At 60.9% G+C, this 25428-nt stretch carries 25 protein-coding genes; 5 read left to right on the forward strand and 20 right to left on the reverse strand.

Annotated elements, in window-relative coordinates; all coding sequences use genetic code 11:
- From IC609_RS11655 to clpS, 5 genes are all read right to left on the reverse strand, one after another.
- The gene (locus IC609_RS11655; RefSeq protein WP_191819658.1) at positions 1-1128 is read right to left on the reverse strand and encodes an acyl-CoA dehydrogenase family protein; all 1128 of its coding nucleotides are present in this window, start codon (positions 1126-1128) and stop codon (positions 1-3) included.
- A gap of 15 nt (positions 1129-1143) precedes the next feature.
- Positions 1144-2133, reverse strand: a complete 990-nt coding sequence (locus IC609_RS11660) for a Bug family tripartite tricarboxylate transporter substrate binding protein (RefSeq protein ID WP_191819659.1) — start codon at positions 2131-2133, stop codon at positions 1144-1146.
- 96 nt (positions 2134-2229) lie between these two features.
- On the reverse strand, positions 2230-3042 hold the full coding sequence (locus IC609_RS11665; RefSeq protein WP_191819660.1) for a TIGR03084 family metal-binding protein: 813 nt from the start codon (positions 3040-3042) through the stop codon (positions 2230-2232).
- A gap of 59 nt (positions 3043-3101) precedes the next feature.
- Complete coding sequence (clpA, locus tag IC609_RS11670; protein ID WP_191819661.1) at positions 3102-5432, reverse strand: ATP-dependent Clp protease ATP-binding subunit ClpA; 2331 nt, start codon at positions 5430-5432, stop codon at positions 3102-3104.
- A gap of 60 nt (positions 5433-5492) precedes the next feature.
- Positions 5493-5852 carry an ATP-dependent Clp protease adapter ClpS gene (clpS, locus tag IC609_RS11675; protein ID WP_191819662.1) on the reverse strand — a complete coding sequence of 120 codons (360 nt, stop codon included), beginning with the start codon at positions 5850-5852 and terminating at the stop codon, positions 5493-5495.
- Between the two features lie 142 nt (positions 5853-5994).
- Here clpS and IC609_RS11680 point away from each other — a divergent pair, with 142 nt between their 5' ends.
- A complete protein-coding gene (locus IC609_RS11680; RefSeq protein WP_191819663.1) occupies positions 5995-6225 on the forward strand; it encodes a cold-shock protein in 231 nt (76 codons plus the stop codon).
- Between the two features lie 90 nt (positions 6226-6315).
- Positions 6316-6795 (forward strand): DUF192 domain-containing protein, encoded by a 480-nt coding sequence (locus IC609_RS11685; RefSeq protein ID WP_191819664.1) that lies wholly within the window; start codon positions 6316-6318, stop codon positions 6793-6795.
- Between the two features lie 51 nt (positions 6796-6846).
- On the opposite strand, the gene IC609_RS11690 is transcribed toward IC609_RS11685, so the two are convergent.
- From IC609_RS11690 to thrS, 8 genes are all read right to left on the reverse strand, one after another.
- Complete coding sequence (locus IC609_RS11690; protein ID WP_191819665.1) at positions 6847-7188, reverse strand: DUF1840 domain-containing protein; 342 nt, start codon at positions 7186-7188, stop codon at positions 6847-6849.
- Positions 7189-7217: 29 nt separating this feature from the next.
- Entirely contained in the window at positions 7218-7556 is a 339-nt protein-coding gene (locus IC609_RS11695) for an integration host factor subunit alpha (RefSeq protein WP_191819666.1), read from the reverse strand.
- Positions 7557-7567: 11 nt separating this feature from the next.
- Positions 7568-10000 (reverse strand): phenylalanine--tRNA ligase subunit beta, encoded by a 2433-nt coding sequence (gene pheT / locus IC609_RS11700; RefSeq protein WP_191819667.1) that lies wholly within the window; start codon positions 9998-10000, stop codon positions 7568-7570.
- A 16-nt stretch (positions 10001-10016) separates the two neighbouring features.
- A complete protein-coding gene (gene pheS / locus IC609_RS11705) occupies positions 10017-11054 on the reverse strand; it encodes a phenylalanine--tRNA ligase subunit alpha (RefSeq protein WP_191819668.1) in 1038 nt (345 codons plus the stop codon).
- Between the two features lie 124 nt (positions 11055-11178).
- Complete coding sequence (gene rplT, locus IC609_RS11710) at positions 11179-11541, reverse strand: 50S ribosomal protein L20 (RefSeq protein ID WP_026036460.1); 363 nt, start codon at positions 11539-11541, stop codon at positions 11179-11181.
- Positions 11542-11566: 25 nt separating this feature from the next.
- On the reverse strand, positions 11567-11770 hold the full coding sequence (gene rpmI, locus IC609_RS11715) for a 50S ribosomal protein L35 (protein WP_108322580.1): 204 nt from the start codon (positions 11768-11770) through the stop codon (positions 11567-11569).
- 132 nt (positions 11771-11902) lie between these two features.
- The gene (gene infC, locus IC609_RS11720) at positions 11903-12499 is read right to left on the reverse strand and encodes a translation initiation factor IF-3 (protein WP_191819876.1); all 597 of its coding nucleotides are present in this window, start codon (positions 12497-12499) and stop codon (positions 11903-11905) included.
- A gap of 86 nt (positions 12500-12585) precedes the next feature.
- The gene (gene thrS, locus IC609_RS11725; protein WP_191819669.1) at positions 12586-14505 is read right to left on the reverse strand and encodes a threonine--tRNA ligase; all 1920 of its coding nucleotides are present in this window, start codon (positions 14503-14505) and stop codon (positions 12586-12588) included.
- A gap of 333 nt (positions 14506-14838) precedes the next feature.
- Here thrS and IC609_RS11730 point away from each other — a divergent pair, with 333 nt between their 5' ends.
- Positions 14839-17076, forward strand: coding sequence for an NADP-dependent isocitrate dehydrogenase (locus IC609_RS11730; RefSeq protein ID WP_191819670.1), 2238 nt, complete (start codon positions 14839-14841; stop codon positions 17074-17076).
- Positions 17077-17228: 152 nt separating this feature from the next.
- Here the strand turns inward: IC609_RS11730 and aceA are convergent, their stop codons facing one another.
- Both aceA and rraA read right to left on the reverse strand, forming a co-directional pair.
- Positions 17229-18560, reverse strand: coding sequence for an isocitrate lyase (gene aceA / locus IC609_RS11735; RefSeq protein ID WP_191819671.1), 1332 nt, complete (start codon positions 18558-18560; stop codon positions 17229-17231).
- A gap of 256 nt (positions 18561-18816) precedes the next feature.
- On the reverse strand, positions 18817-19332 hold the full coding sequence (gene rraA, locus IC609_RS11740; RefSeq protein WP_191819672.1) for a ribonuclease E activity regulator RraA: 516 nt from the start codon (positions 19330-19332) through the stop codon (positions 18817-18819).
- 241 nt (positions 19333-19573) lie between these two features.
- Between rraA and IC609_RS11745 the strand changes: the two genes are divergently transcribed.
- Complete coding sequence (locus tag IC609_RS11745) at positions 19574-20026, forward strand: SWIB/MDM2 domain-containing protein (RefSeq protein WP_191819877.1); 453 nt, start codon at positions 19574-19576, stop codon at positions 20024-20026.
- 62 nt (positions 20027-20088) lie between these two features.
- On the opposite strand, the gene IC609_RS11750 is transcribed toward IC609_RS11745, so the two are convergent.
- Entirely contained in the window at positions 20089-20496 is a 408-nt protein-coding gene (locus tag IC609_RS11750; protein ID WP_191819673.1) for a GlcG/HbpS family heme-binding protein, read from the reverse strand.
- A 184-nt stretch (positions 20497-20680) separates the two neighbouring features.
- Between IC609_RS11750 and IC609_RS11755 the strand changes: the two genes are divergently transcribed.
- Positions 20681-21376 (forward strand): Bax inhibitor-1/YccA family protein, encoded by a 696-nt coding sequence (locus tag IC609_RS11755; protein ID WP_191819674.1) that lies wholly within the window; start codon positions 20681-20683, stop codon positions 21374-21376.
- 60 nt (positions 21377-21436) lie between these two features.
- Here IC609_RS11755 and rlmD read toward each other — a convergent pair whose 3' ends face one another.
- From rlmD to surE, 4 genes are read right to left on the reverse strand one after another with little or no spacing between them, the layout of a single operon-like run.
- Entirely contained in the window at positions 21437-22864 is a 1428-nt protein-coding gene (gene rlmD, locus IC609_RS11760) for a 23S rRNA (uracil(1939)-C(5))-methyltransferase RlmD (protein ID WP_191819675.1), read from the reverse strand.
- Between the two features lie 46 nt (positions 22865-22910).
- A complete protein-coding gene (locus IC609_RS11765) occupies positions 22911-23762 on the reverse strand; it encodes a peptidoglycan DD-metalloendopeptidase family protein (RefSeq protein WP_191819676.1) in 852 nt (283 codons plus the stop codon).
- A gap of 12 nt (positions 23763-23774) precedes the next feature.
- Positions 23775-24656, reverse strand: coding sequence for a protein-L-isoaspartate(D-aspartate) O-methyltransferase (locus IC609_RS11770; RefSeq protein WP_408611033.1), 882 nt, complete (start codon positions 24654-24656; stop codon positions 23775-23777).
- Positions 24653-25411 carry a 5'/3'-nucleotidase SurE gene (surE, locus tag IC609_RS11775; protein WP_191819677.1) on the reverse strand — a complete coding sequence of 253 codons (759 nt, stop codon included), beginning with the start codon at positions 25409-25411 and terminating at the stop codon, positions 24653-24655. The genes IC609_RS11770 and surE overlap by 4 nt, the downstream gene beginning before the upstream one ends.
- Positions 25412-25428 lie beyond the last annotated feature (17 nt).

Genomic DNA, 25428 nt, shown 5'->3' on the forward strand with positions numbered 1-25428 from the left:
TCACAGGCCACGCGCCACGATTTCTTTCATGATTTCGTTGCTGCCGCCGTAAATACGCGCCACCCGGGCGTCCACCCAGGCGCTGCCGATGCCGCCATCGGCCATGAAGCCGGTGCCGCCGTGCATTTGCAGGAGTTCATCGAGCAGCTGGTTCTGCATTTCCGAGGCGTTGAGCTTGGCCATGGCCGCACGCTCGGCGTCCAGTTCACCGCGCAGGTGGCGGGCCAGGCAGTCGTCCACAAACGTGCGCAACATGACCGACTTGGCCTTGGCTTCGGCCAGTTTGAAGCGGGTGTTCTGGTAATCGAACACCGACTGGCCAAACACCTTGCGCTCACGCGTCCAGGCGATGGTGCGTTCCAGAAAGGCCTCGATGGAGGCGGCCGCACGCACCGCAATCACCAGGCGCTCCTGTGCCAGCTGGTGCATCAGGTAGCGAAAGCCCTGGTTTTCTTCGCCCAGCAGGTGGCTGACCGGCACACGCACCTGGTCGAAAAACAGCTCGGCCGTGTCCTGCCCGCGCAGGCCGATCTTGCGCAGGGCGCGGCCCCGCTCAAAGCCCGGCATGCCATCTTCAACCACCAGCAGCGAGATGCCTTTGGCCCCCATCTCAGGGTCGGTCTTGGCCACCACGATCACCAGACCGGCATTCAACCCGTTGGAGATGTAGGTCTTCTGGCCCGTCAGCACATAGTGCTCACCGTCGCGCTCTGCCCGGGTACGGATGGCCTTGAGGTCACTGCCCACATCGGGCTCGGTCATGGCGATCGCGCCCACCGTTTGCCCCTGCACCATGGCGAGCAGCCAGCGCTGCTTTTGCCAGTCACTGCCATAGGCATTCAGGTAGGGGGCCACCACCTCGGAGTGCAGGCTGAAGCCCACCCCCGTGGCGTTGACCCGGGCCAACTCTTCGATGATCACGGCCGCGTGGCCAAAATCACCGCCACCCCCATAGGGGTCGGGCAAGGTGGTGCACAGCAAACCGGCCTGCCCTGCCGCCTGCCACAGGCTCAAAGGCACCCGACCGGCGTCTTCCCATTCGAGGTGGTGTGGTGCGATCTCGCGTTCGACAAAGCGCCTCACCTGGACACGAAACGCCTCATGGTCTTCACGCAAAACGGTTCGCATGCCCGGCCCCACGCTTCAGTTGTCCAGCTTGATCTTGGCCGCCTTGATGGCGCGGTCCATGGTGTCGGCCAGGTTTTTCATCTCCATGCCCAGCTCCTCGGGGGTGCTGCCCACGGCCTCCAGACCCAGTTCACGCCACTTGTTGCTCAGGTCCGTGCTTCTGACGGCACGGGCAATACCACCAGACACCTTGGCCAGGACATCCTTGGGGGTGCCGGCTGGGGCGAGCACCAGGAAAAAGCCCACCGGCTCAAAACCCTTGAGGCCCAGTTCGGCAAAGGTCGGCACCATCGGCAGCGAAGAGGTGCGCTGAGTGCCGGTCATGGCCAGCACCTTGATCTTGCCCGCCTGCAGCAAAGGAGCGAGCGAAGCGGCATCGAGCCAGGCAGCACTGATCTGTCCGCCCATGAGGTCCTGCGTCAAGGGAGCAGCGCCCTTGTAGGCCGCATGCACCAGATCGATCTTGGCTGCCAGGTTCAAAGACTCGCCAAAGATGTGCGCCGTGGTGCCCTGCCCGAAGGAGCCGTAACTGAGCTTGCCCGGATTCTTGCGGGCATGGGCAATGAATTCATCGAGTGTGTTGGCCGGAAAGTTCGCGGGCACCGCCAGACCGATGGTCGAACGCGTGAGCATGGACACCGGGTCGAACTCGGTATCGATGTCAAACGGCAGCTTGCTGTAGAGCGATTTGGCATAAATGGCATTCGAGATGGTCAGCACCAGGGTGTGCCCATCGGCTGGCACCTTGGCCACGGAAGCCAAGCCCAACCAGCCACCAGCCCCAGGGCGGTTGTCGACGATCACGGGCTGCCCCCAGTATTCGGTGAGTTTGAGGCCGATGTTGCGGGCCATGATGTCGGTGGTGCCACCCGGGGTGTAAGGCACCACGATGCGGATGGTTTTGCTGGGGAAAGTCGCCGCTTGTTGCGCCTGCCCTGCCGAACTGGCCAGCAGACCGGCCAAAGCGAGGCCCACGGTGAACACATGCTGAAACAAACGGCGCATCTTCTGTCTCCTGTCGGTGGTTATCTGGCATGTTCAAGCCAGGCCTGGCCGCTCGCAATGACATTTACCGTCATTTGCATTGGCGGAAAACCTCAGTCAGCCGCCTTGGCTGAGCAGGACTTTGCGCCGCTGACCAGGGGCTGGCGGTACTTGTGCGGCACCGGCAAAACACTGGGCATGGAGCAGCCAGCGTCTGGCCACTTCCCCTTCGACCTGCAAGTCGGTGTCCAGCAGATGCCGGGTCTGAGTCACCACCTGGCCAAATGCCACGGCACTGCCCCTCACATGGCCGGCATCGCCACCTTCGCCAAAAGTCCAGCATTCACCGTCGGGCGCCATCAAACTCAGCCGAGGCAGGCTGGGCGGAACATCCCAGCCCCTGACGCTGTGGCTCCAGCCAAAGGTGTTCACCCCCAGCACCACGATGTTGCGCAGCCGTGCCGACTCGGGCCGGTCCTGACCCAGCATGTCAAAAACGGCCTGCCCATGGGCCCAGGTCTCCATCTGGCGTGCGGTCAACGACGAACGAACAGACATGGCCGGCCCGGCCCATGCCACCCTGGTGCGGGCATCCAGCCCCTGCCAACGGTGGGCCATGTCCAAGGCCAAGTCGCGCCAGCGCTGCAGCAATGCCGGTCCTGCACCATCCACCGCATCGCGTTCGAAGTCGCGCATGCTCAGACCGCGTTGCACATGCTCGCGGCTGGCCTGCAAGCGTGCCTGGAAGCGTTCGGGCTGGTGAACGGCCCAGTCAGCGCCCTCGTTCCAGCAATGCAGGTGGCACACGATCTGTTGCGGGGTCCACTGCTTGAACTGGGTCGGGGCGGTCCACTGCGTCGGGCTCAGCTTTTGCAGTGCCGCCGCCAGCACGTGAACCTCTTGGGCGAATGCCTCTGTCAGGGTCAGCATCTCATCTCCACAACAAAAAACGCCGGAACAAGTCCGGCGTTTCGTTCAAAACTCAGCCATCAAACGGCCGTTTCCTGTTCTGGCTCGGATTTGCCAGTGCGCGCATCCTTCTTGGGCAAAGGCTGGATGTCGAGCAGCACCTCGTCCTTGTCGTCCAGGTCCACCGTCAGACGACCACCATCGGTCAGGCGTCCAAACAGCAACTCGTCGGCCAAGGCCTTGCGGATCATGTCCTGGATCAGGCGCTGCATCGGGCGCGCACCCATGAGCGGATCGAAGCCCTTCTTGGCCAGGTGCTTGCGCAGCTTGTCGGTGAAGGTGACGTCGACCTTCTTCTCGCCCAATTGCTGCTCGAGTTGCAACAGGAACTTGTCGACCACACGCAGGATGATCTGTTCATCGAGTGGCTTGAAACTGACAATGGCGTCCAGGCGGTTGCGGAACTCGGGCGTGAACAGGCGCTTGATGTCACCCATCTCGTCCCCAGCAGCACGCGGGTTGGTGAAACCGATCGTGGCCTTGTTCATGGTCTCGGCACCCGCGTTGGTCGTCATGACGATGATGACATTGCGGAAGTCGGCCTTGCGCCCGTTGTTGTCGGTCAGCGTGCCGTGGTCCATGACCTGCAACAGCACGTTGAAGATCGCGGGGTGGGCTTTTTCGATCTCGTCGAGCAGCAGCACGCAATGCGGCTTTTTGGTCACCGCTTCGGTCAGCAGACCCCCTTGGTCAAAACCCACATAGCCCGGAGGCGCGCCAATCAGGCGGCTCACCGCGTGCTGCTCCATGTACTCGGACATGTCAAAGCGGATCAGCTCGATGCCCATGATGTAGGCCAGCTGCTTGGCCGCTTCGGTCTTGCCCACGCCCGTAGGACCGCTGAACAGGAATGAGCCTATCGGCTTGTCGGCCTTGCCCAGGCCCGAGCGAGCCATCTTGACCGCGGACGACAGCACTTCCAGCGCCTTGTCCTGACCGAACACCACCGATTTGAGGTCCCGCTCGATGGTTTGCAGCTTGCTGCGATCGTCGTTGGACACATTGGCCGGCGGGATGCGGGCGATCTTGGCCACGATGTCCTCGATCTCGCCCTTGCCGATGGTCTTCTTGCGCTTGGACGCGGCCAGGATGCGCTGGGCGGCCCCCGCTTCATCGATCACGTCAATGGCCTTGTCGGGCAGCTGACGGTCGTTGATGTACTTGGCCGACAGCTCGGCAGCGGCCTGCAGCGCAGCGTTCGCGTACTTGACGCTGTGGTGTTCTTCAAAGCGGCTCTTGAGGCCCTTGAGAATTTCGACCGTCTCGGCCACAGTGGGCTCGACCACATCGACTTTCTGAAAACGCCGCGACAAGGCTGCATCTTTTTCGAAGATGCCGCGATACTCGGTGAAAGTGGTTGCGCCGATGCATTTGAGCTGGCCGCTGGACAGCGCGGGCTTGAGCAGGTTGGACGCATCCAACGTGCCACCGGAAGCAGCCCCCGCACCGATCAGGGTGTGAATTTCGTCGATGAACAAGATGGCGTGCGGCTTGTCCTTGAGCGACTTGAGCACGCCCTTGAGGCGCTGTTCGAAGTCGCCACGGTACTTGGTGCCCGCCAGCAGCGCGCCCATGTCCAGCGAATAAACCTGGGCTTCGGCCAGGATCTCGGGCACGCTGCCCTGGGTGATGCGCCAGGCCAGGCCCTCGGCAATGGCCGTTTTGCCCACGCCCGCCTCGCCCACCAGCAGCGGGTTGTTCTTGCGGCGACGGCACAGGATCTGGATGGTGCGCTCGACTTCGTATTCGCGGCCGATCAGCGGATCGATCTTGCCGTCCTTGGCCGCCTGATTGAGGTTGTTGGTGTACTGCTCCAGGGGCGAGGCTTTTTCGCTGCGCTCGCCGCCTTGCGCGCCCTCCTCACCCTCGTTGCTGGCAGGTGCTTCAGCCGATTTGGCCGCCTCGGGCGGGTCGCTCTTGCGGATGCCATGGGCAATGAAATTGACCACGTCCAGGCGCGTGATGCCCTGCTGGTGCAGGTAATACACCGCGTGCGAGTCTTTTTCACCAAAAATGGCCACCAGCACATTCGCGCCCGTGACTTCCTTCTTGCCATTGCCGGTGGACTGCACATGCATGATGGCGCGCTGGATCACCCGCTGAAAACCCAGCGTGGGCTGGGTGTCCACCTCTTCGGTACCGCCCACCTGCGGGGTGTTGTCCTTGATGAAATGGGTCAAGGATGCGCGCAGGTCGTCCATGTTGGCCGAGCAGGCGCGCAGGACTTCGGCCGCGCTGGGGTTGTCCAGCAGGGCCAGCAGCAAGTGCTCCACGGTGATGAACTCATGCCGCTGCTGACGGGCCTCGACGAAGGCCATGTGCAGGCTGACTTCCAATTCTTGGGCAATCATGTGATTTCCTTTTGCCTTGCTGTGGTTGAAACTGTTGTCTTACGTGAAGCCAAATCCGGCTTATTCAATGGGCTCGCTGACACATTGCAACGGATGTCCGGCCTGCCGGGCCGCATCGAGCACCTGGTCGACCTTGGTGGCGGCCACGTCTTTCGAATACACACCACAGACAGCCTTACCGTCCAGGTGGATCTTGAGCATGATCTGGGTGGCCGCTTCGCGGTCTTTGTTGAAGAATTCCTGGATCACCACCACCACAAACTCCATCGGGGTGTAGTCGTCATTGAGCATGACGACCTGGTACATCTGCGGGGGGGCCACACGCTGCGCGCGGCGCTCCAGGACGACGGAATCGCTGCCGTCTGTCGTTTTTGTCAAATCCGGCGGCAGCGTCGGGGAAACAGGTTTTTTCGTTGCCATGAATTCATTCTATCGGGGGATTTTCGGCAGAAGGTCGGGCGTCTGAAAAAGTCCTTCGCAAATGCACCCCATCGGGGAAAACCTCACATTGACAAATTCGTCAAAGACGCCTCAAACTGGTGCAAAACGATGGAGACACGCCATGCCCAGTGGTACAGTCAAGTGGTTCAACGATGCCAAAGGCTTTGGCTTTGTCCAGCCCGACGGTGGGGGGGCCGACGCTTTTGCACATTTCTCAGCCATCCAGATGGAGGGATTCAAAACCCTCAAGGAAGGTGCCCGGGTCGATTTTGAGCTCACCGACGGCCCCAAGGGGCTGATGGCGATCAATATCCGTTACTCGGAGACCTCGGGGCCCTCACCTGACGCCTGAGCTGCTGTGCAAGCAGCCGGGGCGCATGCCCTGCACCGTACTGAGAGCCGTTATGCTCGGGATTGTCCGTTTTCTGCACCCCAAGCGTCCATGTCTGCCAACGTCTTCTCCCTCTTTGACCGCATCCGTCTCGTCCGTGCAGCCCTGCTGTTGACTGCCTTGGGACTGCAAACCGCCGCTCAAGCCCAGACACCACAAATGAATTTGCAGCGCATGCAGCTGAGCGCGGGGATGCATTTGCTTGATGTGCAGCTGGCGTTGACCCCCGAGCAGCGTCAGATCGGGCTCATGTGGCGCAAAGAAATGCCCCAGCACGAAGGCATGCTGTTTGTGTTCGAGCAACCCGCGAGGCAATGCTTTTGGATGCGCAACACCCTGCTGCCGCTCACGGCGGCTTTTGTGGACGATGACGGCACCATCGTCAACCTGGCTGACATGAAGCCGCAAAACGACGACTCCCATTGCTCGGCCAAGCCGGTGAGGTTTGTGCTGGAAATGAACCAGGGTTGGTTTGCCAAGCGCAACATCCAGGCCGGGTACAAGCTCGGCGGCGCCGCCTTCAAGCGCTGAAAAGCCCGGCAGAAGGCGCGGTGGTCAGGCAGGCCCCAGGTCACCGCCGCTTTACACGCCCCAGACGATGTCGGACTCTTCGCGGATGCTGCGCTGGATCATTTGCTGCATGGGCGCAGCACGCTGAGCCAGCCGAATCGCAGGCAGCGCAGGCTCTGGCTCCTCTTCAGACGTCCGTGTCTCGGCTTGCTGCGCATTTTGTGAACGGGCCAGGCGCATGGCCTCGTCCTGCTGGACGGCCACATCGATTTTGGCCAGCACGTCGGGCAGTGTCTGTACGGGCAGGATGCCCTTGACCGGATCGTCCCCGATCATGATTTGGAGCAGGCGCCGGGCATCGGCTTCGAGCATGATCAGATCGGCAGCCGCCTTGGATTTGAACTTGAACAGCATAGGGGTTTCCGACAGGGGTAGTCCCGCCACTATGCCTGAGGTTTGGCCCCGTCCGCCGTGTCCTGGATCACCGACTTGAGTTTGTGGCTGGCATGGAATGTGGCCACGCGGCGTGCCTCGATCGGGATCAGCTCCCCTGTGCGCGGGTTGCGCCCAGGGCGGGCCGCCTTGGTGCGAATCTGGAAGTTACCGAATCCGGAAATCTTCACATCCGTGCCCTGGATCAGGCTGTCCACGATCAGGTCGAAAAAGGCATCGACCATGTCCTTGGACTCGCGCTTGTTCAGGCCGATTTGCTCAAACAACAAATCGGCCAAGTGCGCCTTGGTGAGCGCGGGCGTTTCGAGGCTTTCAACCGAGAGTTCCATGCGCTGTTTCCTCAACCGCGCAAGCGCGCTGCCAATTGTTGCGTCAGATGCGCCACCACAGCAGACATGACGGCCTCAATCTGCGCCTCGGTCAAAGAGGCTTCGCCATCGCCCAGCGTCAGACGCACGGCCAGGCTCTTCTCGCCCACAGCCAAAGTGCCGCCTTGGGGCTCGGCCTTGGGTCGGTAGATGTCAAACAGCACCGCGCTTTGCAGCAGCCCATCGGTCGGTGCGGCGTGGATCGCCTGCATCAGCTGCGCATGGGTGACCGACTCTGCCACGATCACTGCAATGTCGCGCTCGACCGGCTGCTGCTTGGCCACGCTTTGGGCCACAGGCACCACACGGGCTGTGACGGCGTCGAGCGACAACTCGAACACCACGGGCGCGCTGGACAACTCCCAGGCCTGACGCCAGCGGGGGTGCAACTCGCCCACATGGCCAATCACCACGCCATCCACCAGCACCTGGGCCGAACGGCCGGGGTGCAGTGCAGGGTGCTCGGCGGCAGCAAATACCGCCTTGCGCGGAGCCAGCAGTTGCTCCACATCGGCTTTGACGTCGTAAAAATCAACGTTGCGGGCCTTGCCCTGCCAGCCCAAGGGCTCCACAGGGCCCCAGGCCATGCCCGCCACGCGCATCGGCTGATCAAAGCCTTCCACCGTGGTGTCGGTGCTTTGCACCGCGGCGTTGCGCATGAACACGCGGCCCAGCTCGAACACGCGCACGCGGTCGGCCTTGCGGTCGGCGTTGAACTTGACGACCTGCAAGAGCGAGCCGATCAGGCTCGAGCGCATCACGCTCATCTGGCTGGCGATCGGGTTGAGCAAGCGAATGGGTTCAGCATTACCGACCAGGTCTTTTTCCCAGGCTTCCTCGACAAAGCTGTAGTTGATGGTTTCCTGATAGCCCAGCGCCGCAATGGCCCGGCGCACAGCCGACGGGCTGCGCTCGGTCTCGCGGCGCACCTTGGCGGTGATGGGTGCCAGCGGCGGGTTGGTCGGCAGGTTGTTGTAGCCCACCATGCGGGCCACTTCCTCGATCAGGTCCTCTTCGATCTGCAGGTCAAAGCGGAAGCTCGGCGGCGTCACGGTGACCGTGCCCTCGCCTTCTGTCACCTGCAGGCCCAGGCCGCGCAGCGCATCGGCGCATTGCTGTTGGGTCAGCGGCATGCCGATGACCTTGACCGCACGGGCCACGCGCAGCGTGACGGGTTTGATCGCGGGCACATTCAAAGTCTGATCGTCGATGGGACCGACCTTTGTCTCGGGCGTGCCGCAGATGTCGAGCACCAGCTGGGTGATGCGCTCGATGTGCTCCACCGTCAGCTGCGGGTCCACGCCGCGCTCGAAACGGTGACCGGCGTCGGTCGAGAAGTTGTAGCGACGCGAACGGCCCGCGATGGCCGTGGGCCACCAGAAGGCGGCTTCGATGTAGATGTTTTGGGTGTCGTCGGACACGGCGGTGGCGTCGCCGCCCATGATGCCGGCCAGCGACTCGACCTGGCTGTCGTCCGCAATCACGCCGACCTTGTCATCCACGGTGACGGTGTTGCCGTTCAGCAGCTTGAGCGATTCACCTGTTTTGCCCCAGCGCACCTGCAGGCCGCCGTGGATCTTGTCGAGGTCAAAAATGTGCGATGGGCGGCCGAACTCGAACATCACGTAGTTGGAGATGTCCACCAGTGGGCTCACGCTGCGCTGGCCGCAACGCGCCAGGCGCTCCACCATCCACTGTGGCGTCTGGGCTTTGGTGTTCACGCCCTTCACCACCCGGCCACTGAAGCGGCCGCACAGGTCGGTGGCCAGCACCTTCACCGCCAGGGTGTCGCTGATCTGCGTGGCCACAGCGGGGAAAGTCGGGGCCTTGAGCGGCGCACCCGTCAGGGCCGACATTTCGCGGGCAATGCCGTACACACTCAGGCAATGCGCCAGGTTGGGCGTCAGCTTGAGCGTCATCAGCGTGTCGTCCAGATGGAGGTACTGGCGGATGTCCTGACCCAGCGGCGCGTCCAGCGGCAACTCCAACAGGCCACCGTGGTCATCGGCGATCTTGAGCTCCTTGGCCGAGCACAGCATGCCCTGACTCTCGACGCCACGCAGCTTGCCGACCTTGATGACAAACGGTTTGCCATCGTCACCGGGCGGCAGCTCGGCACCAACCAGGGCACAAGGCACGCGGATGCCCACGCGGGCGTTGGGCGCACCACACACAATGTTCAGCAGACTGCCCTGCCCCACATCCACTTGGCACACGCGCAAACGGTCGGCGTTGGGGTGCTGCGCGGCTTCCTTGATTTCACCGACCACGATTTGGGTGAACGGCGGGGCCACGGGTTCGAGCTCTTCCACTTCGAGACCAGCCATAGTCAGGGTGTCGGCCAGTTGCTGGGTCGTCAAGGACGGGTTGCAGAACTCGCGCAACCAGGATTCGGGAAATTGCATGTCGGGGTCTCGGGAATTACTGGAACTGGCTCAGGAAGCGGACATCGCCGTCAAAGAACAGGCGCAGGTCGTTCACGCCGTAGCGCAGCATGGTGAAACGATCCATGCCCATGCCGAAGGCAAAGCCGATGAAGCGTTCAGGGTCCAGGCCCATGTTGCGCACCACGTTGGGGTGCACCTGGCCGGAGCCCCCCACTTCGAGCCAGCGACCGGCCAGCGGACCGCTCTGGAACTGGATGTCGATCTCGGCGCTGGGTTCGGTGAACGGAAAGAAGCTGGGGCGAAAGCGCAGCACCAGATCGTCACTTTCGAAAAAGGTGCGGCAAAAATCGGTGACCACGACCTTCAGGTCCTTGAAGCTCACGTTCTCGCCAATCCACAGGCCTTCGCACTGATGGAACATGGGCGAATGGGTGGCATCGCTGTCCACGCGGTAGGTGCGGCCCGGCGCGATCACGCGGATCTCGGGCATGGCCTGACCGACGTCGATCAGGTGGCGGTAGCGCTTGACGTGCTGCACGGCGTGGCGCACCTGCATCGGGCTGGTGTGCGTGCGCAGCAGGTGACCGCCTTCGACGTAAAAGGTGTCGTGCATGGACCGGGCCGGGTGGTCTTCGGGCGTGTTGAGCGCGGTGAAGTTGAACCAGTCGGTCTCGATTTCGGGGCCCTGGGCCACTTCAAAGCCCATGGAGCCAAAAATTTGCTCCACGCGTTCGAGCGTGAGTGAAACGGGGTGCAGACCACCGACGTTGGCGCTGCGGCCCGGCAAGGTCACATCGAGCGCCTCGGCCTTGAGCTGCGCTTGCAGCTCGGCATCGGCGAGCGCCTGACGGCGGTCATTGAGCGCGGCCTCGATCGCCTGCTTGGCGAGGTTGATGGCCGCACCGCGGGTTTTCTTGTCTTCCACGCTCAGAGCGGCCATGCCCTTCATCAGCTCGGTGATGCGACCGGCTTTGCCCAGAAACAGGGCTTTGGCGTTTTCGAGGTCAGCAGGTGTCAGTGCCTGCGCAAAACTCTGGCGTGCGGATTCGACCAGGGTGTCCAGCTCGTTCATGGTGTGGGAGATCGGTGAGAGATCTGTGAATGGGGGAACAAAAAAGGGATTGAAGCTGTTGCGAGCCTCAATCCCTTTGATCGAGTGCGTGGCACAGGCCCGAGAGCCCGTGTCACTCATGGACTCAAGCTGCGGCCAGTTTGGCTTTGACTTGGTTCACGATGCCAGCAAAAGCGGCCTTGTCGTGCACGGCGATGTCCGCCAGCATCTTACGGTCGATTTCGATGGCAGCCTTCTTCAGGCCGTTGGCGAACTGGCTGTAGGTCAGACCGCATTCACGCGCAGCGGCGTTGATACGGGCAATCCACAACTGACGGAACACACGCTTCTTGGTACGGCGGTCACGGTAGGCATATTGGCCAGCCTTCATCACCGCCTGTTTGGCGATGCGGAAGACATTGCCGCGGCGACCGCGGAAACCTTTTGCAAGGGCCAGAACTTTCTTGTGACGGGCGCGTGCCGTTACACCACGTTTAACGCGAGGCATAGTTTTCTCCTAGTTCGTCAGTGAATTACAGGCCAGCCATGGGCAGCATCTGTGCCATGTGACCCATATTGGTCTCATGCACGGCCACTGCACCGCGAAGGTGGCGTTTGTTCTTGGTGGTCTTCTTGGTCAGAATGTGACGTTTGAAGGCTTGACCGCGTTTGACGGTTCCACCTGGACGAACACGGAAGCGCTTTTTAGCACTGCTTTTGGTCTTCATCTTGGGCATTTGAATGCTCCTTTATTTGTGCTCGTGAGGCGTCTGCAAAATCTTTGCAGCCTTGATGGCCCCGAGCCACTTTTACAAAAGCCGCCCAAAGGCAGCTCCTGATTCAACCCGCCCGAAAGCAGGTCAAATTCTTCAAACAGCCTGATCGGCAGGCGCTGCAGCATCTGCAGCTTTGCCCACAGGCTTTTTGCGACCTGGCGCGATCATCATGATCATCTGGCGGCCTTCCAGCTTTGGAAACTGCTCGACGACGATGGAATCGGCCAACTCGTCACGAATCCGGTTCAGCAAGGCCATGCCCAACTCCTGGTGGGTGATCTCGCGGCCACGGAAACGCAAAGTGATCTTGCATTTGTCGCCATCGGCCAGAAAACGGCGGATGTTGCGCATCTTGATGTTGTAGTCACCATCGTCGGTGCCCGGACGGAATTTGACTTCCTTGATGTCAATGACCGTTTGCTTGGCTTTGGCTTCCGCCGCACGCTTTTGCTCCTGGTACTTGAACTTGCCGTAGTCCATCAAACGGCAAACAGGCGGGCTGGCCGTAGCGGCAATTTCAACCAGGTCCACATCCAGCTCACCGGCCATGCGCAAGGCTTCGGCCAGGGACAGGATGCCCAATGGCTCATTGTCAGGGCCGGAAACCCGGACCTCAGGGGCCATGATTTCACGGTTCAAACGGTGTTTGCGTTCTTCGCGTTGGCGACGATCACGAAATTCGGTAGCGATGACTCAATCCTTCAAGGGTAAAAACTGCAACCAGCAGCCGAACCGTCTTTGTGCCCACGGGCCAAAGCATGTGGCGAAATTCACCTTCAGGCTTTAGAAGCGATGTCGGCAGCAATGTGTTCAATGAACGCATCGATCGACATCACACCGAGGTCTTTGTTGCCTCGGGCGCGGACTGCGACGGTACCTGCAGCCTTTTCCTTGTCGCCTGCGACAAGGATGTAAGGCAGCTTTTGCAACGAATGCTCGCGTATTTTATACGTGATTTTCTCGTTGCGCAGGTCCAAATCGACCCTAAGGTCTTGATTTGGCAGTGCTTTTTGCAGTTTTGAGGCGATTTCGCGACAGTAATCGGCCTGGGCATCGGTGATGTTGAGCACAGATACCTGCTCGGGCGCAAGCCAGGTGGGCAATGCACCCGCGTGCTGCTCGATCAAAATGCCGATGAAGCGCTCCAGGCTGCCCACAATGGCGCGGTGCAGGATCACGGGGCGCTGGCGGCTGCCGTCTTCGGCGGTGTATTCGGCATCCAGGCGCTCGGACAGGTTGAAGTCCACCTGGATCGTGCCGCATTGCCATTCACGGCCGATGGCGTCCTTGAGCGTGTATTCGATCTTGGGGCCATAGAAGGCACCGTCGCCCTCCGAAATCACGAACTCGCAGCCCGAATGGCGCAGGCTGTCCATCAGGGCCTTTTCGGCCTTGTCCCACAGCTCGTCCGAGCCAATGCGGGCGGCCGGGCGGGTCGAAACCTTGTACAGGATGTCAGTGAAGCCGAAGTCGGCATAGACCTTCTTGAGCACCTGGGTGAAGGTGTCGCACTCGGGCAGGATCTGGTCTTCAGTGCAGAAGATGTGGCCATCGTCCTGCGTGAAGCCGCGCACGCGCATGATGCCGTGCAGGCCGCCCGAAGGCTCGTTGCGGTGGCACTGGCCAAATTCACCGTAGCGCAGCGGCAAGTCGCGGTAACTCTTGATGCCCTGCTTGAAAATGAGGATGTGCCCCGGGCAGTTCATCGGCTTCAAAGCGTAGTCACGCTTTTCTGACTCCGTGGTGAACATGTTGTCGCGGTATTTGTCCCAGTGGCCGGTCTTCTCCCACAGGCTCTTGTCGATGATCTGGGGGCCTTTGACCTCCTGGTAACCGTTGTCGCGGTACACCTGGCGCATGTACTGCTCCACCTTCTGCCAGACGGTCCAGCCCTTGGGGTGCCAGAACACCAGACCCGGGGCATGGTCATCGATGTGGAACAGGTCCAGTTCGCGGCCCAGCTTGCGGTGGTCGCGTTTCTCGGCTTCCTCCAGACGCAGCAGGTACTGCTGCAGGTCTTCCCTGCTGGCCCAGGCCGTGCCGTACACGCGCTGCAGCATCTCGTTCTTGCTGTCGCCACGCCAGTAGGCACCCGCCACCTTCATCAGTTTGAAGTGCTTGAGCTTGCCTGTGCTGGGCACGTGGGGACCACGGCAGAGATCCTCGAAATTGCCTTCGCGATAGAGGCTGACCTCTTGATCGGCCGGGATAGAGCCGATGATCTCGGCCTTGTAATGCTCGCCCAGCTCCTTGAAATAGGCCACGGCTTCGTCGCGCGGCAGCACGCGGCGCACCACCGGCTCGTCCTTGGCCGCCAGCTCGGTCATGCGCTTTTCAATGGCCACCAGATCTTCCGGTGTGAAAGGACGGCTGTAGGAGAAGTCGTAATAAAAGCCGTTGTCGATCACCGGACCGATGGTGACCTGCGCCTCAGGGAAAAGCGCTTTGACGGCGTAGGCCAGCAAGTGGGCTGTAGAGTGGCGGATCAACTCCAGGCCTTCAGGGTCCTTGGCCGTCACGATGGCCAGCTTGGCGCTGGCATCGATGCGAAAGCTGGTGTCCACCAACTCGCCGTTGACCTTGCCGCCCAAAGCCGCTTTGGCCAAGCCGGTGCCAATCGAAGCGGCCACCTCGGCCACGGTCACCGGACCGGGAAACTCACGCAGGGAACCGTCGGGAAGAGTGATCTGTACCATGGAATTGAAAAGTAAAAAGCGCGGTCAAAACCGCGCTGAAATGGGGAAGAAAGGCAGGCGCGAACTGCAGGCCTTCAAAGGCCAGAGTGAAAGCTCCAAGTTCGCGGTGTCATAACCCGTTGTGCCTTTCTTGCTCTTGTGAGGGTCAAAGAACCCTGATTTTCCCACAAAAACGAGGGTCGAGGCCGAAGCAGCGCTTTGACCCGCATCAGATGCAGCAGCCATACAGCTCAAAGCGGCCCACGCGAAGGCTTGTTGTCAGTTATCTGCCTGGAAGCTCGTTTAAGATTGCGGGTTCTGAAATGTCTTTTCACCACAAGAACGAGGACGCCCATGGCTGCAGACAAATCCAAGATCATTTACACCCTGACCGACGAAGCCCCCTTGCTGGCCACCGCGTCGTTTTTGCCCATCATCCGCACTTTCACGGCCCCAGCAGGCATCGAAGTGGCCGAGAGCGACATCTCCGTCGCGGGCCGCATTCTGGGCGAGTTTGCCGACCTGCTGCCTGAAGCGCAGCGCGCCCCCAACAACCTGGCCGAACTGGGCAAATTGACGCTCAAGCCCGAAGCCAACATCATCAAGCTGCCCAACATCAGCGCCTCCGTCGGCCAGCTGACCGCCGCCATCAAGGAACTGCAAGGCAAGGGCTACGCCCTGCCCGACTACCCCGAGAACCCGAAGAACGACGAAGAAAAGGCCATCAAGGCCCGTTACGCCAAATGTGTCGGCTCGGCCGTGAACCCCGTGCTGCGCGAAGGCAACTCGGACCGTCGCGCGCCCCGCGCCGTGAAAGAGTTCGCCCGCAAGAACCCCCACAGCATGGCCGAGTGGAGCCAGGCTTCACGCTCGCACGTGTCGCACATGCACGCTGGCGACTTCTACCACGGCGAAAAGTCCATGACCCTGGACCGCGCCCGTGACGTGAAGATGGAGCTGATCACCAAGAGCGGCAAGACCATCATCCTCAAACCCAAAGTCTCCCTGCTCGACCGTGAAGTCATCGACAGCATGTTCATGAGCAAGAAGGCGCTGATCGACTTCTACACCAAGGAAATTGAAGACGCACACAAGACCGGCGTGATGTTCTCGCTGCACGTCAAGGCCACCATGATGAAGGTGTCGCACCCCATCGTGTTTGGTCACTGCGTCAAGATCTTCTACAAAGAAGCCTTTGAAAAGCATGGCGCCCTGTTCAAGGAACTGGGCGTGAACGTCAACAACGGCATGGCCGACCTGTACAACAAGATCGCCGCCCTGCCCCAGTCCAAGCAGGACGAAATCAAGCGTGACCTGCATGCCTGCCACGAGCACCGTCCCGAACTGGCCATGGTGGATTCGGCCAAGGGCATCACCAACTTCCACTCGCCCAACGACGTGATCGTGGACGCCTCCATGCCCGCCATGATCCGCAACGGCGGGAAGATGTGGGGTGCAGATGGCCGCCTGAAAGATGTCAAGGCCGTGATGCCTGAATCGACCTTTGCCCGCATCTACCAGGAGATGATCAACTTCTGCAAATGGCACGGCGCGTTCGATCCCAAGACCATGGGCACGGTGCCCAACGTGGGCCTGATGGCCCAGCAAGCCGAGGAATACGGCTCGCACGACAAGACCTTCGAGATCCCCGAAGACGGCGTGGCCAACATCACCGACCTCAACACCGGCGAAGTGCTGCTGAGCCAGAACGTGGAAGAAGGCGACATCTGGCGCATGTGCCAGGTCAAGGACGCCGCCATCCGCGACTGGGTCAAACTGGCCGTGACCCGTGCCCGCAACTCCGGCATGCCTGTGGTCTTCTGGCTGGACGCCTACCGTCCGCACGAAGCCCAGCTGATCACCAAGGTCAAGATGTACCTGCACGAGCACGACACCACGGGCCTGGACATCCAGATCATGAGCCAGGTGCGCGCGATGCGCTACACACTGGAACGCGTCGTACGCGGTCTGGACACCATCAGCGCAACAGGCAACATCCTGCGCGACTACCTGACCGACCTGTTCCCGATCATGGAGTTGGGGACGTCTGCCAAGATGCTGTCGGTGGTGCCTTTGATGGCCGGTGGCGGCATGTACGAAACCGGAGCCGGCGGCTCGGCCCCCAAACACGTGCAGCAGCTGGTCGAAGAAAACCACCTGCGCTGGGATTCGCTGGGAGAATTCCTGGCTCTGGCCGTGTCGCTGGAAGACCTCGGCATCAAGAACGGCAACAGCAAGGCCAAGATCCTCGCCGCCACACTCGACGCCGCCACAGGCAAACTGCTGGACAACAACAAGAACCCCTCGCCCAAGACTGGCCAGCTGGACAACCGCGGAAGCCAGTTCTACCTGGCGATGTACTGGGCTCAGGAATTGGCAGCCCAGACCGAAGACGCTGCACTGGCCGCCCAGTTCGCGCCTTTGGCCAAAGCCTTGAGCGACAACGAGAAGAAAATCGTCGAAGAGCTCAACGCTGTGCAAGGCAAGCCCGTCGACATCGGCGGCTACTACATGCCCGATCAAGCCAAACTGGCCGCGATCATGCGCCCCAGCGCCACGTTCAACGCGGCACTGGCCAGCGTCAAAGCCTGATTGCTCTTGCATCCAGCTTGCTGAAAAGCCATCCTTCGGGATGGCTTTTTTGATGGGCAAATGCCCATGGACCCCATAAAATGCGCATAAAAAACCACCCAAACGGGTGGTTTTTTATGCAAGGAGCCAAAGGCTCCTCTGGATGGGGCAGATCAGTGGAACTGCTCTTCTTCGGTGGAACCGGTCAGGGCTTTCACGCTGGAAGAACCACCTTGGATCACGGTGGTCACGTCGTCGAAGTAACCCGCACCGACTTCCTGCTGATGCGACACGAAGGTGTAGCCTTTTTCGCGGGCGGCGAATTCGGGCTCCTGCACCATCTCGGTGTAGTGCTTCATGCCTTCGCCGCGGGCATAGGCGTGTGCAAACTGGAAGGTGTTGAACCAGTTGATGTGGATACCGGCCAGTGTGATGAACTGGTACTTGTAGCCCAACGCCGACAGGTCGTCCTGGAAGGAAGCGATCTGCTTGTCGTCCAGGTTTTTCTTCCAGTTGAACGATGGCGAGCAGTTGTAGGACAGCAACTTGCCTGGGCAAGCGGCGTGCACGGCTTGTGCGAATTCGCGGGCAAAGCCGATGTCGGGCACGCCGGTTTCACACCACACCAGATCGGCATAGGGTGCGTAGGCCACGCCACGGCTGATGGCTTGCTCCAGACCGTTCTTGACACGGTAGAAGCCTTCTTGCGTGCGCTCGCCGGTCAGGAAAGGCTTGTCGTTGGCGTCGTGGTCAGAGGTGATCAGGTTGGCGGCTTCAGCATCGGTGCGGGCCAGCACAATGGTGGACACGCCCATGACGTCGGCAGCGAAACGTGCAGAGATCAATTTCTCGCAAGCTTCTTGTGTCGGCACCAGCACTTTGCCGCCCATGTGGCCGCACTTTTTCACCGCAGCCAATTGGTCTTCGAAGTGCACGCCAGCTGCGCCGGAGGCAATCATGTTCTTCATCAGCTCAAAAGCGTTGAGCACGCCGCCAAAACCGGCTTCGGCATCGGCCACGATGGGCAGGAAGTAGTCGATGAAATCCTTGTCGCCGGGGTTGATGCCACGGCCCCACTGGATTTCGTCAGCACGCTTGAAAGTGTTGTTGATGCGGCGGACCATCGTGGGCACCGAGTCGTAGGCGTACAGAGACTGGTCGGGGTACATGGTCTCAGACGTGTTGCCGTCAGCAGCAACTTGCCAACCCGACAGGTACACGGCTTCCAAGCCAGCTTTGGCTTGCTGCATGGCCTGACCTGCGCTGATGGCGCCGAAGGCGTTGACATAGCCTTTTTTGGCGCCGCCATTGATTTTGTCCCAGAGTTTTTCTGCACCGCGCTTGGCCAGGGTGTGCTCGATGGGCATGCTGCCGCGCAGACGCACGACATCGGCTGCAGAGTAACCGCGTTTCACACCTTTCCAACGTGGGTTGGTGGCCCAGTCTTTTTCAAGGGCGGCGATTTGCTGTTCACGGCTCAATTGTTCGGTGAGGTTTTGTGGCATTTGATAGCTCCATGGGTCAAGTTGAAAACGCTGGCAACCTGCATGCATGCCGTTGCCATGGCCATCATCTTAACTCTTATAGAAGACTCAAACCATCTCTTGTGTCTTATATAAGACATATTTTTATTTGTTTAAAATCAATATGTTACGAAAGATATTTTGCAATAAGAAAACGCATATCTCATATTGAGAAAATATGCTGCAGCGCACAGCGACGATTTTTCATCATGCAAGAAGTCCGTATCACCGGTTGAAATCAGGTGCTGTGCAGCGGCCTGGGGTGAACCACAATGCCATCCTCGTCGGCATAGAGCCAGTCGCCTGGACGCACCCAAACACCTTGCAGCAACACAGGCACGCCTGTGTGCCCCGGCTGCTGGCGCACCGTGGGCAAGGGTGTATGAGCGAGTGCGCGGATGCCCACAAGGGCTGCGCGCAACTCGGCCAGATCGCGCACGCAACCGTCGATCACCAGGCCCGCCCAACCATTGCGCGCAGCACTGGCCGCCAAATTGCCGCCAAGCAAGGCTCGGCGCAGCGAACCGCCACCATCCACCACCAGCACTCGCCCCAAGCCAGCTTGCTCAACCGCCAATTTGACTGGCGTGTTGTCTTCATGGCATTTGATGGTGACGACTTCACCGCAAAAACGAAGCACACCACCGTAATCGTTGTAGAGCGGCGCAAGCACACGGAAGTCGCCACTCAGATCATCCTTGTGGACATCGCAAAAGTCACAGGTCGAGAAAGCAATTGGGGATTCAAAAGTCATGGCAGGACACCTCAACACAAAAAATCGGAGTACAAGCCTGCCAACTTACGCTCGCCATACGCGAGGCCCGCATGGGCAAGCGTAAGGGGACTTATCCACGGAATCGACACCTATACGCAACAAACCCCGTGTTTTTTTCAGTTTTCCGCTTGGAAAGGCTGATTTTCTCCAGTAGCATGTGGACAGCCAGGAAAGACCGTTCCTCGGCTGTGAACCAACTTCCGATCAAAGGAATTTCAACATGGCAACTGCAAAAAAAACCCCGGCTAAAAAAGCTGCTCCCGCTAAGAAAGCTGCACCGGCCAAAAAGGCAGCTCCTGCTAAAAAAGCAGCAGCTCCTGCCAAAAAGGTAGCCGCCAAGGCACCAGCGAAAAAAGCTGCTCCAGCAAAGAAAGCCGCTCCAGCTAAAAAGGCCCCTGCCAAAAAAGCTGCACCTGCCAAAAAGCGCACACCCAATGCTGCATTCATGAAAGCACTGACCCCCAGCGCCGCTTTGGCCGCTGTGGTTGGCGCAACACCTCTGGCACGTACAGAAGTGGTGAGCAAGATGTGGACATACATCAAAAAGCACGGTCTGCAGGACAAAGTCAACAAGCGCAACATCAATGCGGATGACAAGCTCAAGGCCGTTTTCGGCAAAGCGCAAGTCACCATGTTTGAGTTGGCTGGCCTGATCGGCAAGCACCTCAAATAAGCGTTCCTGACGCCATGAAAAAAGCCCGCAGATGCGGGCTTTTTTCTGTCTGGCACGCGCAATCAGAGGCCAATGGCAGCGATACCTGCTTTGGCGATCTGGGCGTCCTCGTTGGACTTGACGCCACTCACACCCACAGCGCCCAGGCAAGCGCCGTCTTTCATGATCGGCACACCGCCTTCGAGCATGCCTTCCACGGCAGGCGCGGAAAGGAAAGAATAACGCCCACCGTTGATGACGTCTTCGTAGACCTTGCTCTCGCGCTGGCCCAAAGCGGCCGTGTGGGCCTTGGCGGGGGCGATGTGCGAAGAGATGGGCGGTGCGCCGTTCAGGCGCTGAAAATGCAACAGGTGACCGCCCGCATCGACGATGGCGATGCTGACGTTCCAGTTGTTTTTCTGAGCTTCGGCCTGGGCAGCTGCTGCAATGGCTTGCACGTCGGCAAGTTCGAGGACGGATTGTGTTTTCATGGGCGTATTCGTTTGGAATGAGCGAAGTCGCAAGCATACATGGCCTCAGCAAGCCCATTTGAGACCACAAGGCAAAACTGAATCACCCCGATAACCCGGAACCCAAAGGGAAATAAGCAGCAGCTGAAGTCCCGGCCCTACAATGCAATTGCCCTGATGTCAGGGTTTGATCTGGAGCACACACATGAGCGATTTCCAAACACTGGACACCTCCACCTGGGGCAGCGCAAGCACCCCGGCCGAGCGCAACCGCGTGATGCGCAACACCTACTGGCTGCTGGCACTGTCCCTGCTGCCCACCGTGCTGGGCGCCTGGCTGGGCGTGACCACCGGCATCACCCAGTCGCTGACAGGGGGCTTGGGCCTGGTCGTCTTCCTTGGCGGTGCCTTCGGCTTCATGTACGCCATCGAGAAAACCAAGAATTCCGCTGCGGGCGTGCCCGTGCTGCTAGGCTTCACTTTCTTCATGGGCCTGATGCTCTCGCGCATGATCGCGATGGTGCTGGGCTTCAAAAACGGCTCTGAACTGATCATGACCGCCTTCGCAGGCACCGCTGGCGTGTTCTTCGTGATGGCCAGCCTGGCCAGCACCATCAAGCGCGACCTCTCGGGCATGGGCAAATGGCTGTTCGTCGGCGCCCTGGTCCTGTTGGTGGGCGGCATCGTCAACATGTTCATTGGCTCCACCGTCGGCATGATGGTCCTGTCCACCCTGGCCATCGGCATCTTCAGCGCCTACCTGCTCTACGACCTCAAGCAAATCGTGGACGGTGGCGAAACCAACTACATCAGTGCCACCCTGGCTCTGTACCTGGACCTGTTCAACATCTTCCAGAGCCTGCTGGCCCTCTTGGGCATCATGGGCGGCGAACGCGACTGAACGACCATCTCTCAAACACAAAAGGCTCCCTCGGGAGCCTTTTTCATGGCACAAAGCGCATCAAGCCAACTCGAACACCGCCATGCTCTCCACGTGCGCCGTATGGGCAAACATATTGACCACGCCTGCCGCCACGCAGCGGTAACCCGCCTGGTGCACCAGCAAGCCTGCATCGCGGGCCAGTGTGGCAGGGTTGCAGCTCACATAGACGATGCGTTTTGGCGGTGTCCAGCCACCCCGCAGCTCAGGCTGCTGGTGCAACTCGGCCAGGGCTTTGGACAGCGCAAAAGCACCTTCTCGTGGCGGGTCCACCAGCCATTTGTCGGCCACACCGTCGGCCACCAGCATGGCGGGCGTCATCTCGAACAGGTTGCGAGCCACAAAGGTGGTGGGGGCCAACGGACTCTGCTCGGCACGAAGGGCCTGGTTGTGCGCCAGATTCTGGCGCGAGCGGGCCACCAAGGCCTCAGCACCTTCGATGCCCAGCACCTCACCCGCCTGCGTGGCAATCGGCAGCGTGAAGTTGCCCAGACCGCAGAACCAGTCGATCACGCGGTCGGTCTTTTGCGCTTTCAGCAGCCGCAGCGCACGCGAGACCAGCACGCGGTTGATGTAGGGGTTGACCTGGGTGAAATCGGTCGGCTTGAACGGCATGTGCACGCCAAAATCGGGCAGGCTGTAGGCCAGCTGCGCGCCGCCTTCGTCGAGCAGGTGCACCGTGTCCGGCCCTTTGGGCTGCAGCCACCACTGCACACCGTGTTCAGTGGCAAATTCGCGTAGCCGCTGTTTGTCGCTTTCAGACAAGGGCTCCAGGTGGCGCAGCACCAGTGCCGTGACAGAGTCGCCGCAAGCCAGCTCGACCTGGGGCAGCGTTTCACGGGCCTCCATTTGCGCGATCAGGGCGCGCAAGGGCATCAGCATGGCACTGACGTGCGGGGGCAAGATCGGACACACCTGCATGTCGGCGATGTAACGGCTCTTGCGCTCGTGAAAGCCAATCAGCACTTCACCCTTTTTGACCACATAACGCACCGACAAACGGGCACGGAAGCGGTAGCCCCAGGCGGGGCCCTCGATCGGGCGCAACAGGGTCTCGGCCTTGACCTTGGCCAGATGCCAGAGGTTGTCCTCCAGCACGCGCTGCTTCATGGCCACCTGCGCTGCGGCGTCCAGGTGCTGCATCTTGCAGCCGCCGCAGGCGCCTTTGTGCAGGCCAAAGTTGGGGCAGCCGGGGCGCACGCGCTGGGGCGATTCGTGGTGGATGTCGGTGACGACGCCCTGCTCCCAGTTGTTCTTCTTGCGGTGCACATTGACCGAGACGATTTCAAAGGGTAAGGCGCCTTCAATGAACACCACCTTGCCGTCCGGGCGGCGGGCGATGCCTTGGGCGTCAATGTCAAGGGAGCCGACGCGCAACCGGCCCTCGGGCAGGTCGTCGCTGGAGGGGGTCTGGTGTTCGGAGACGGAGGTTTCTTCTTGTTCACTCATCCCCCGATTGTCTCAGGACAACAGGGGGATTTGGATGCCCGAAGGCTCAACGTGCAGCGAGGAATTTGGCCGGGTCGACCGGTTTGCCCTGGCGGCGCACTTCAAAGTGCAGTTTCACACGGTCGGCATCGCTGTTGCCCATCTCGGCAATCTTGTCGCCCTTGCGGACTTTCTGGTCTTCCTTGACCAGCAGCTTCTGATTGTGGGCGTAGGCCGTGAGGTAGGTGCTGTTGTGCTTGAGGATGACCAGGTTGCCATAGCCACGCAAGCCTGCGCCCGCGTAAACCACCTGCCCATCAGCGGCTGCCAGCACAGCGTCGCCTGCCTTGCCACCGATGTCCAAACCCTTGTTCTTGGCCTCGTCAAAGCCGGCAATCACGCTGCCGCTGGCAGGCCAGGCGAAGGCGATGTCTTCGCTCACCGGGGCTGGGGTCACGACAGGTGCAGGTTTGACCGATGTGCCTGGTTGGGCATTGGTTTGCTGCGGGGTGCTCTGACCATTCTGGGCCACGGGGCGGACCACCACACCCGTGCTTTCGACAGCCGAGCCCGGTGGCGTCACACGCACCACCTGGCCGACTTCGATCACGTCGGGGTTGGCAATGTTGTTCCAACGGGCCAGGTCACGCCAGCCTTGGCCGTGGTCCAGGCCGATGCGGGTCAGGTTGTCGCCACGCTGCACGGTGTAGTAGCCAGGCTTGCCTGCGTTTTCTGCGCCGGGCAAGGGCTTGCTGGCCTCGGGCTGCGCGGGCGCTGCGCTCATGGGCGCAGTCGGTGCCTTGCCCTGTGCCGAGCGGTCTTCCACAGGCGCTGGGCGGTGCGCTGTCGAGCAGGCGGCCAACACGGCCAGGCCAACCAGTGACAGCCACACTTTGCAAGTGCGATTCGAGAGTTTCATGCGATCCAACCTTCAGGCAATGCCCGATTTTAGGGGGACAAAATGCACGGCTTCGAGCACGCTGCGCTCAATGCCTTGTTCGGTTTTGAGCATCACCACCAGGGCCTGGTGGCCTGCCGGGGTGATGGTCGGGGCCACCAGTCGCCCACCCACGGCCAATTGGTCCAGCCAGGCCTGGGGCACGGCGTCTCCGCCAGCGGCCGAGATGATGCCCGCATAAGGCGCTCCTTTGGGGTAGCCCAGCATGCCGTCGCCAAAGATCAGGTGGACATTGGCCAGGCGAAAATGCCGCAGGTTCTCTCGGGCCTTCTCGTGCAGGCCGCGCAAGCGCTCGATGCTGTAGACCTCGCTGGCGACATGGCTGAGCACGGCGGCCTGGTAGCCGCAGCCCGTGCCGATCTCCAGCACACGACCGAGCTTGCCCGTGGTGCCCAAGCGCAGCAGCTCGATCATGCGGGCCACCACATTGGGCTTGGAAATCGTCTGCCCCAAACCGATGGGCAAGCTGGTGTCTTCGTAAGCCTGGTTGGCCAGGGCCGACTCGACAAAGCGGTGGCGCTCCACCTGCCCCATGGCGGCCAACACCGTCTTGTCCTGAATGCCTTGCTCGGCCAGCTTTTGCACCATGCGGGCGCGGACCGCCCCCGAGTCCAAGCCCACACCCAGTGGACGGGCCGCTGCAGACACAGGCTGCACAAGGGCCTTGCCCATTGAGAGCGGCGCAGTCTTGGCGGGGGCTGGCTTCAGCGCCCGGGTTTGGGCTGCCACGGGCTTGGCCGCGGCGGGCGGAACCGTAACCACCTTGGCCGGCACTGGTTTGACGGGGGCCGCCCGACCCGATGCAGGCTTGCGCGTGTCGTCGAGTTTGACCGGGAATCCCGGGCGCTGGCTCATGCCTGAGCTCCCCGGAGAGCCTGTGTCCAGTGTGCCATCTGGTCAAAATCCGTCAGGTCCACCTTGAGCGGCGTAACGGCCACATGCCCTTGTCGTGTGGCGTGGAAGTCCGTGCCCTCGCCGTCGTCCATGGCCGCGCCCGCGTTGCCGATCCAGTACATGGTTTCGCCACGGGGGCTCAGCTGGGTGATGACGGGCTCGGCCGAATGGCGCCGCCCCAGGCGGCACAGCCGGGTCTCGCCCAACTGGTCCAGCGGCCGGTTGGGCAGGTTCACGTTCAGCAACCAGGGGCGTGTGCCGATCAGCGACTGCGCCTGCAGTTGCAGCACCAGCTGCTTGGCTTTCTCGGCGGCCGCGTCCAGGTGCGCCCAGCCTTTTTCAACTTGCGAGAAGGCGATCGAAGGGATGCCAAACAGGTAGCCCTCCATCGCCGCACCCACGGTGCCCGAATACAAGGTGTCATCGCCCATGTTCGCACCGTTGTTGATGCCAGACACCACCAGGTCCGGGCGGTAACCCAGCAGCCCGGTCAAGGCGATGTGCACGCAGTCTGCGGGCGTGCCGTTGACGTAGCGCACACCAGGCCCGGCGTCGTGCACATACAAAGGGGTGTGCAAGGTCAGTGCATTGGATTTGGCACTGTTGTTGTGTTCAGGGGCAACCACCTCCACCTCGGCGATGGTGCTCAGCGCTTGCCGCAATGCCACGATGCCGTCGGCACGGTAGCCATCGTCGTTGGAAATCAGAATTTTCATGCGCGTCCCTTGAGGCT

It is taken from the genome of Limnohabitans radicicola (assembly GCF_014837235.1).
Taxonomy (GTDB): domain Bacteria; phylum Pseudomonadota; class Gammaproteobacteria; order Burkholderiales; family Burkholderiaceae_C; genus Limnohabitans_A; species Limnohabitans_A radicicola.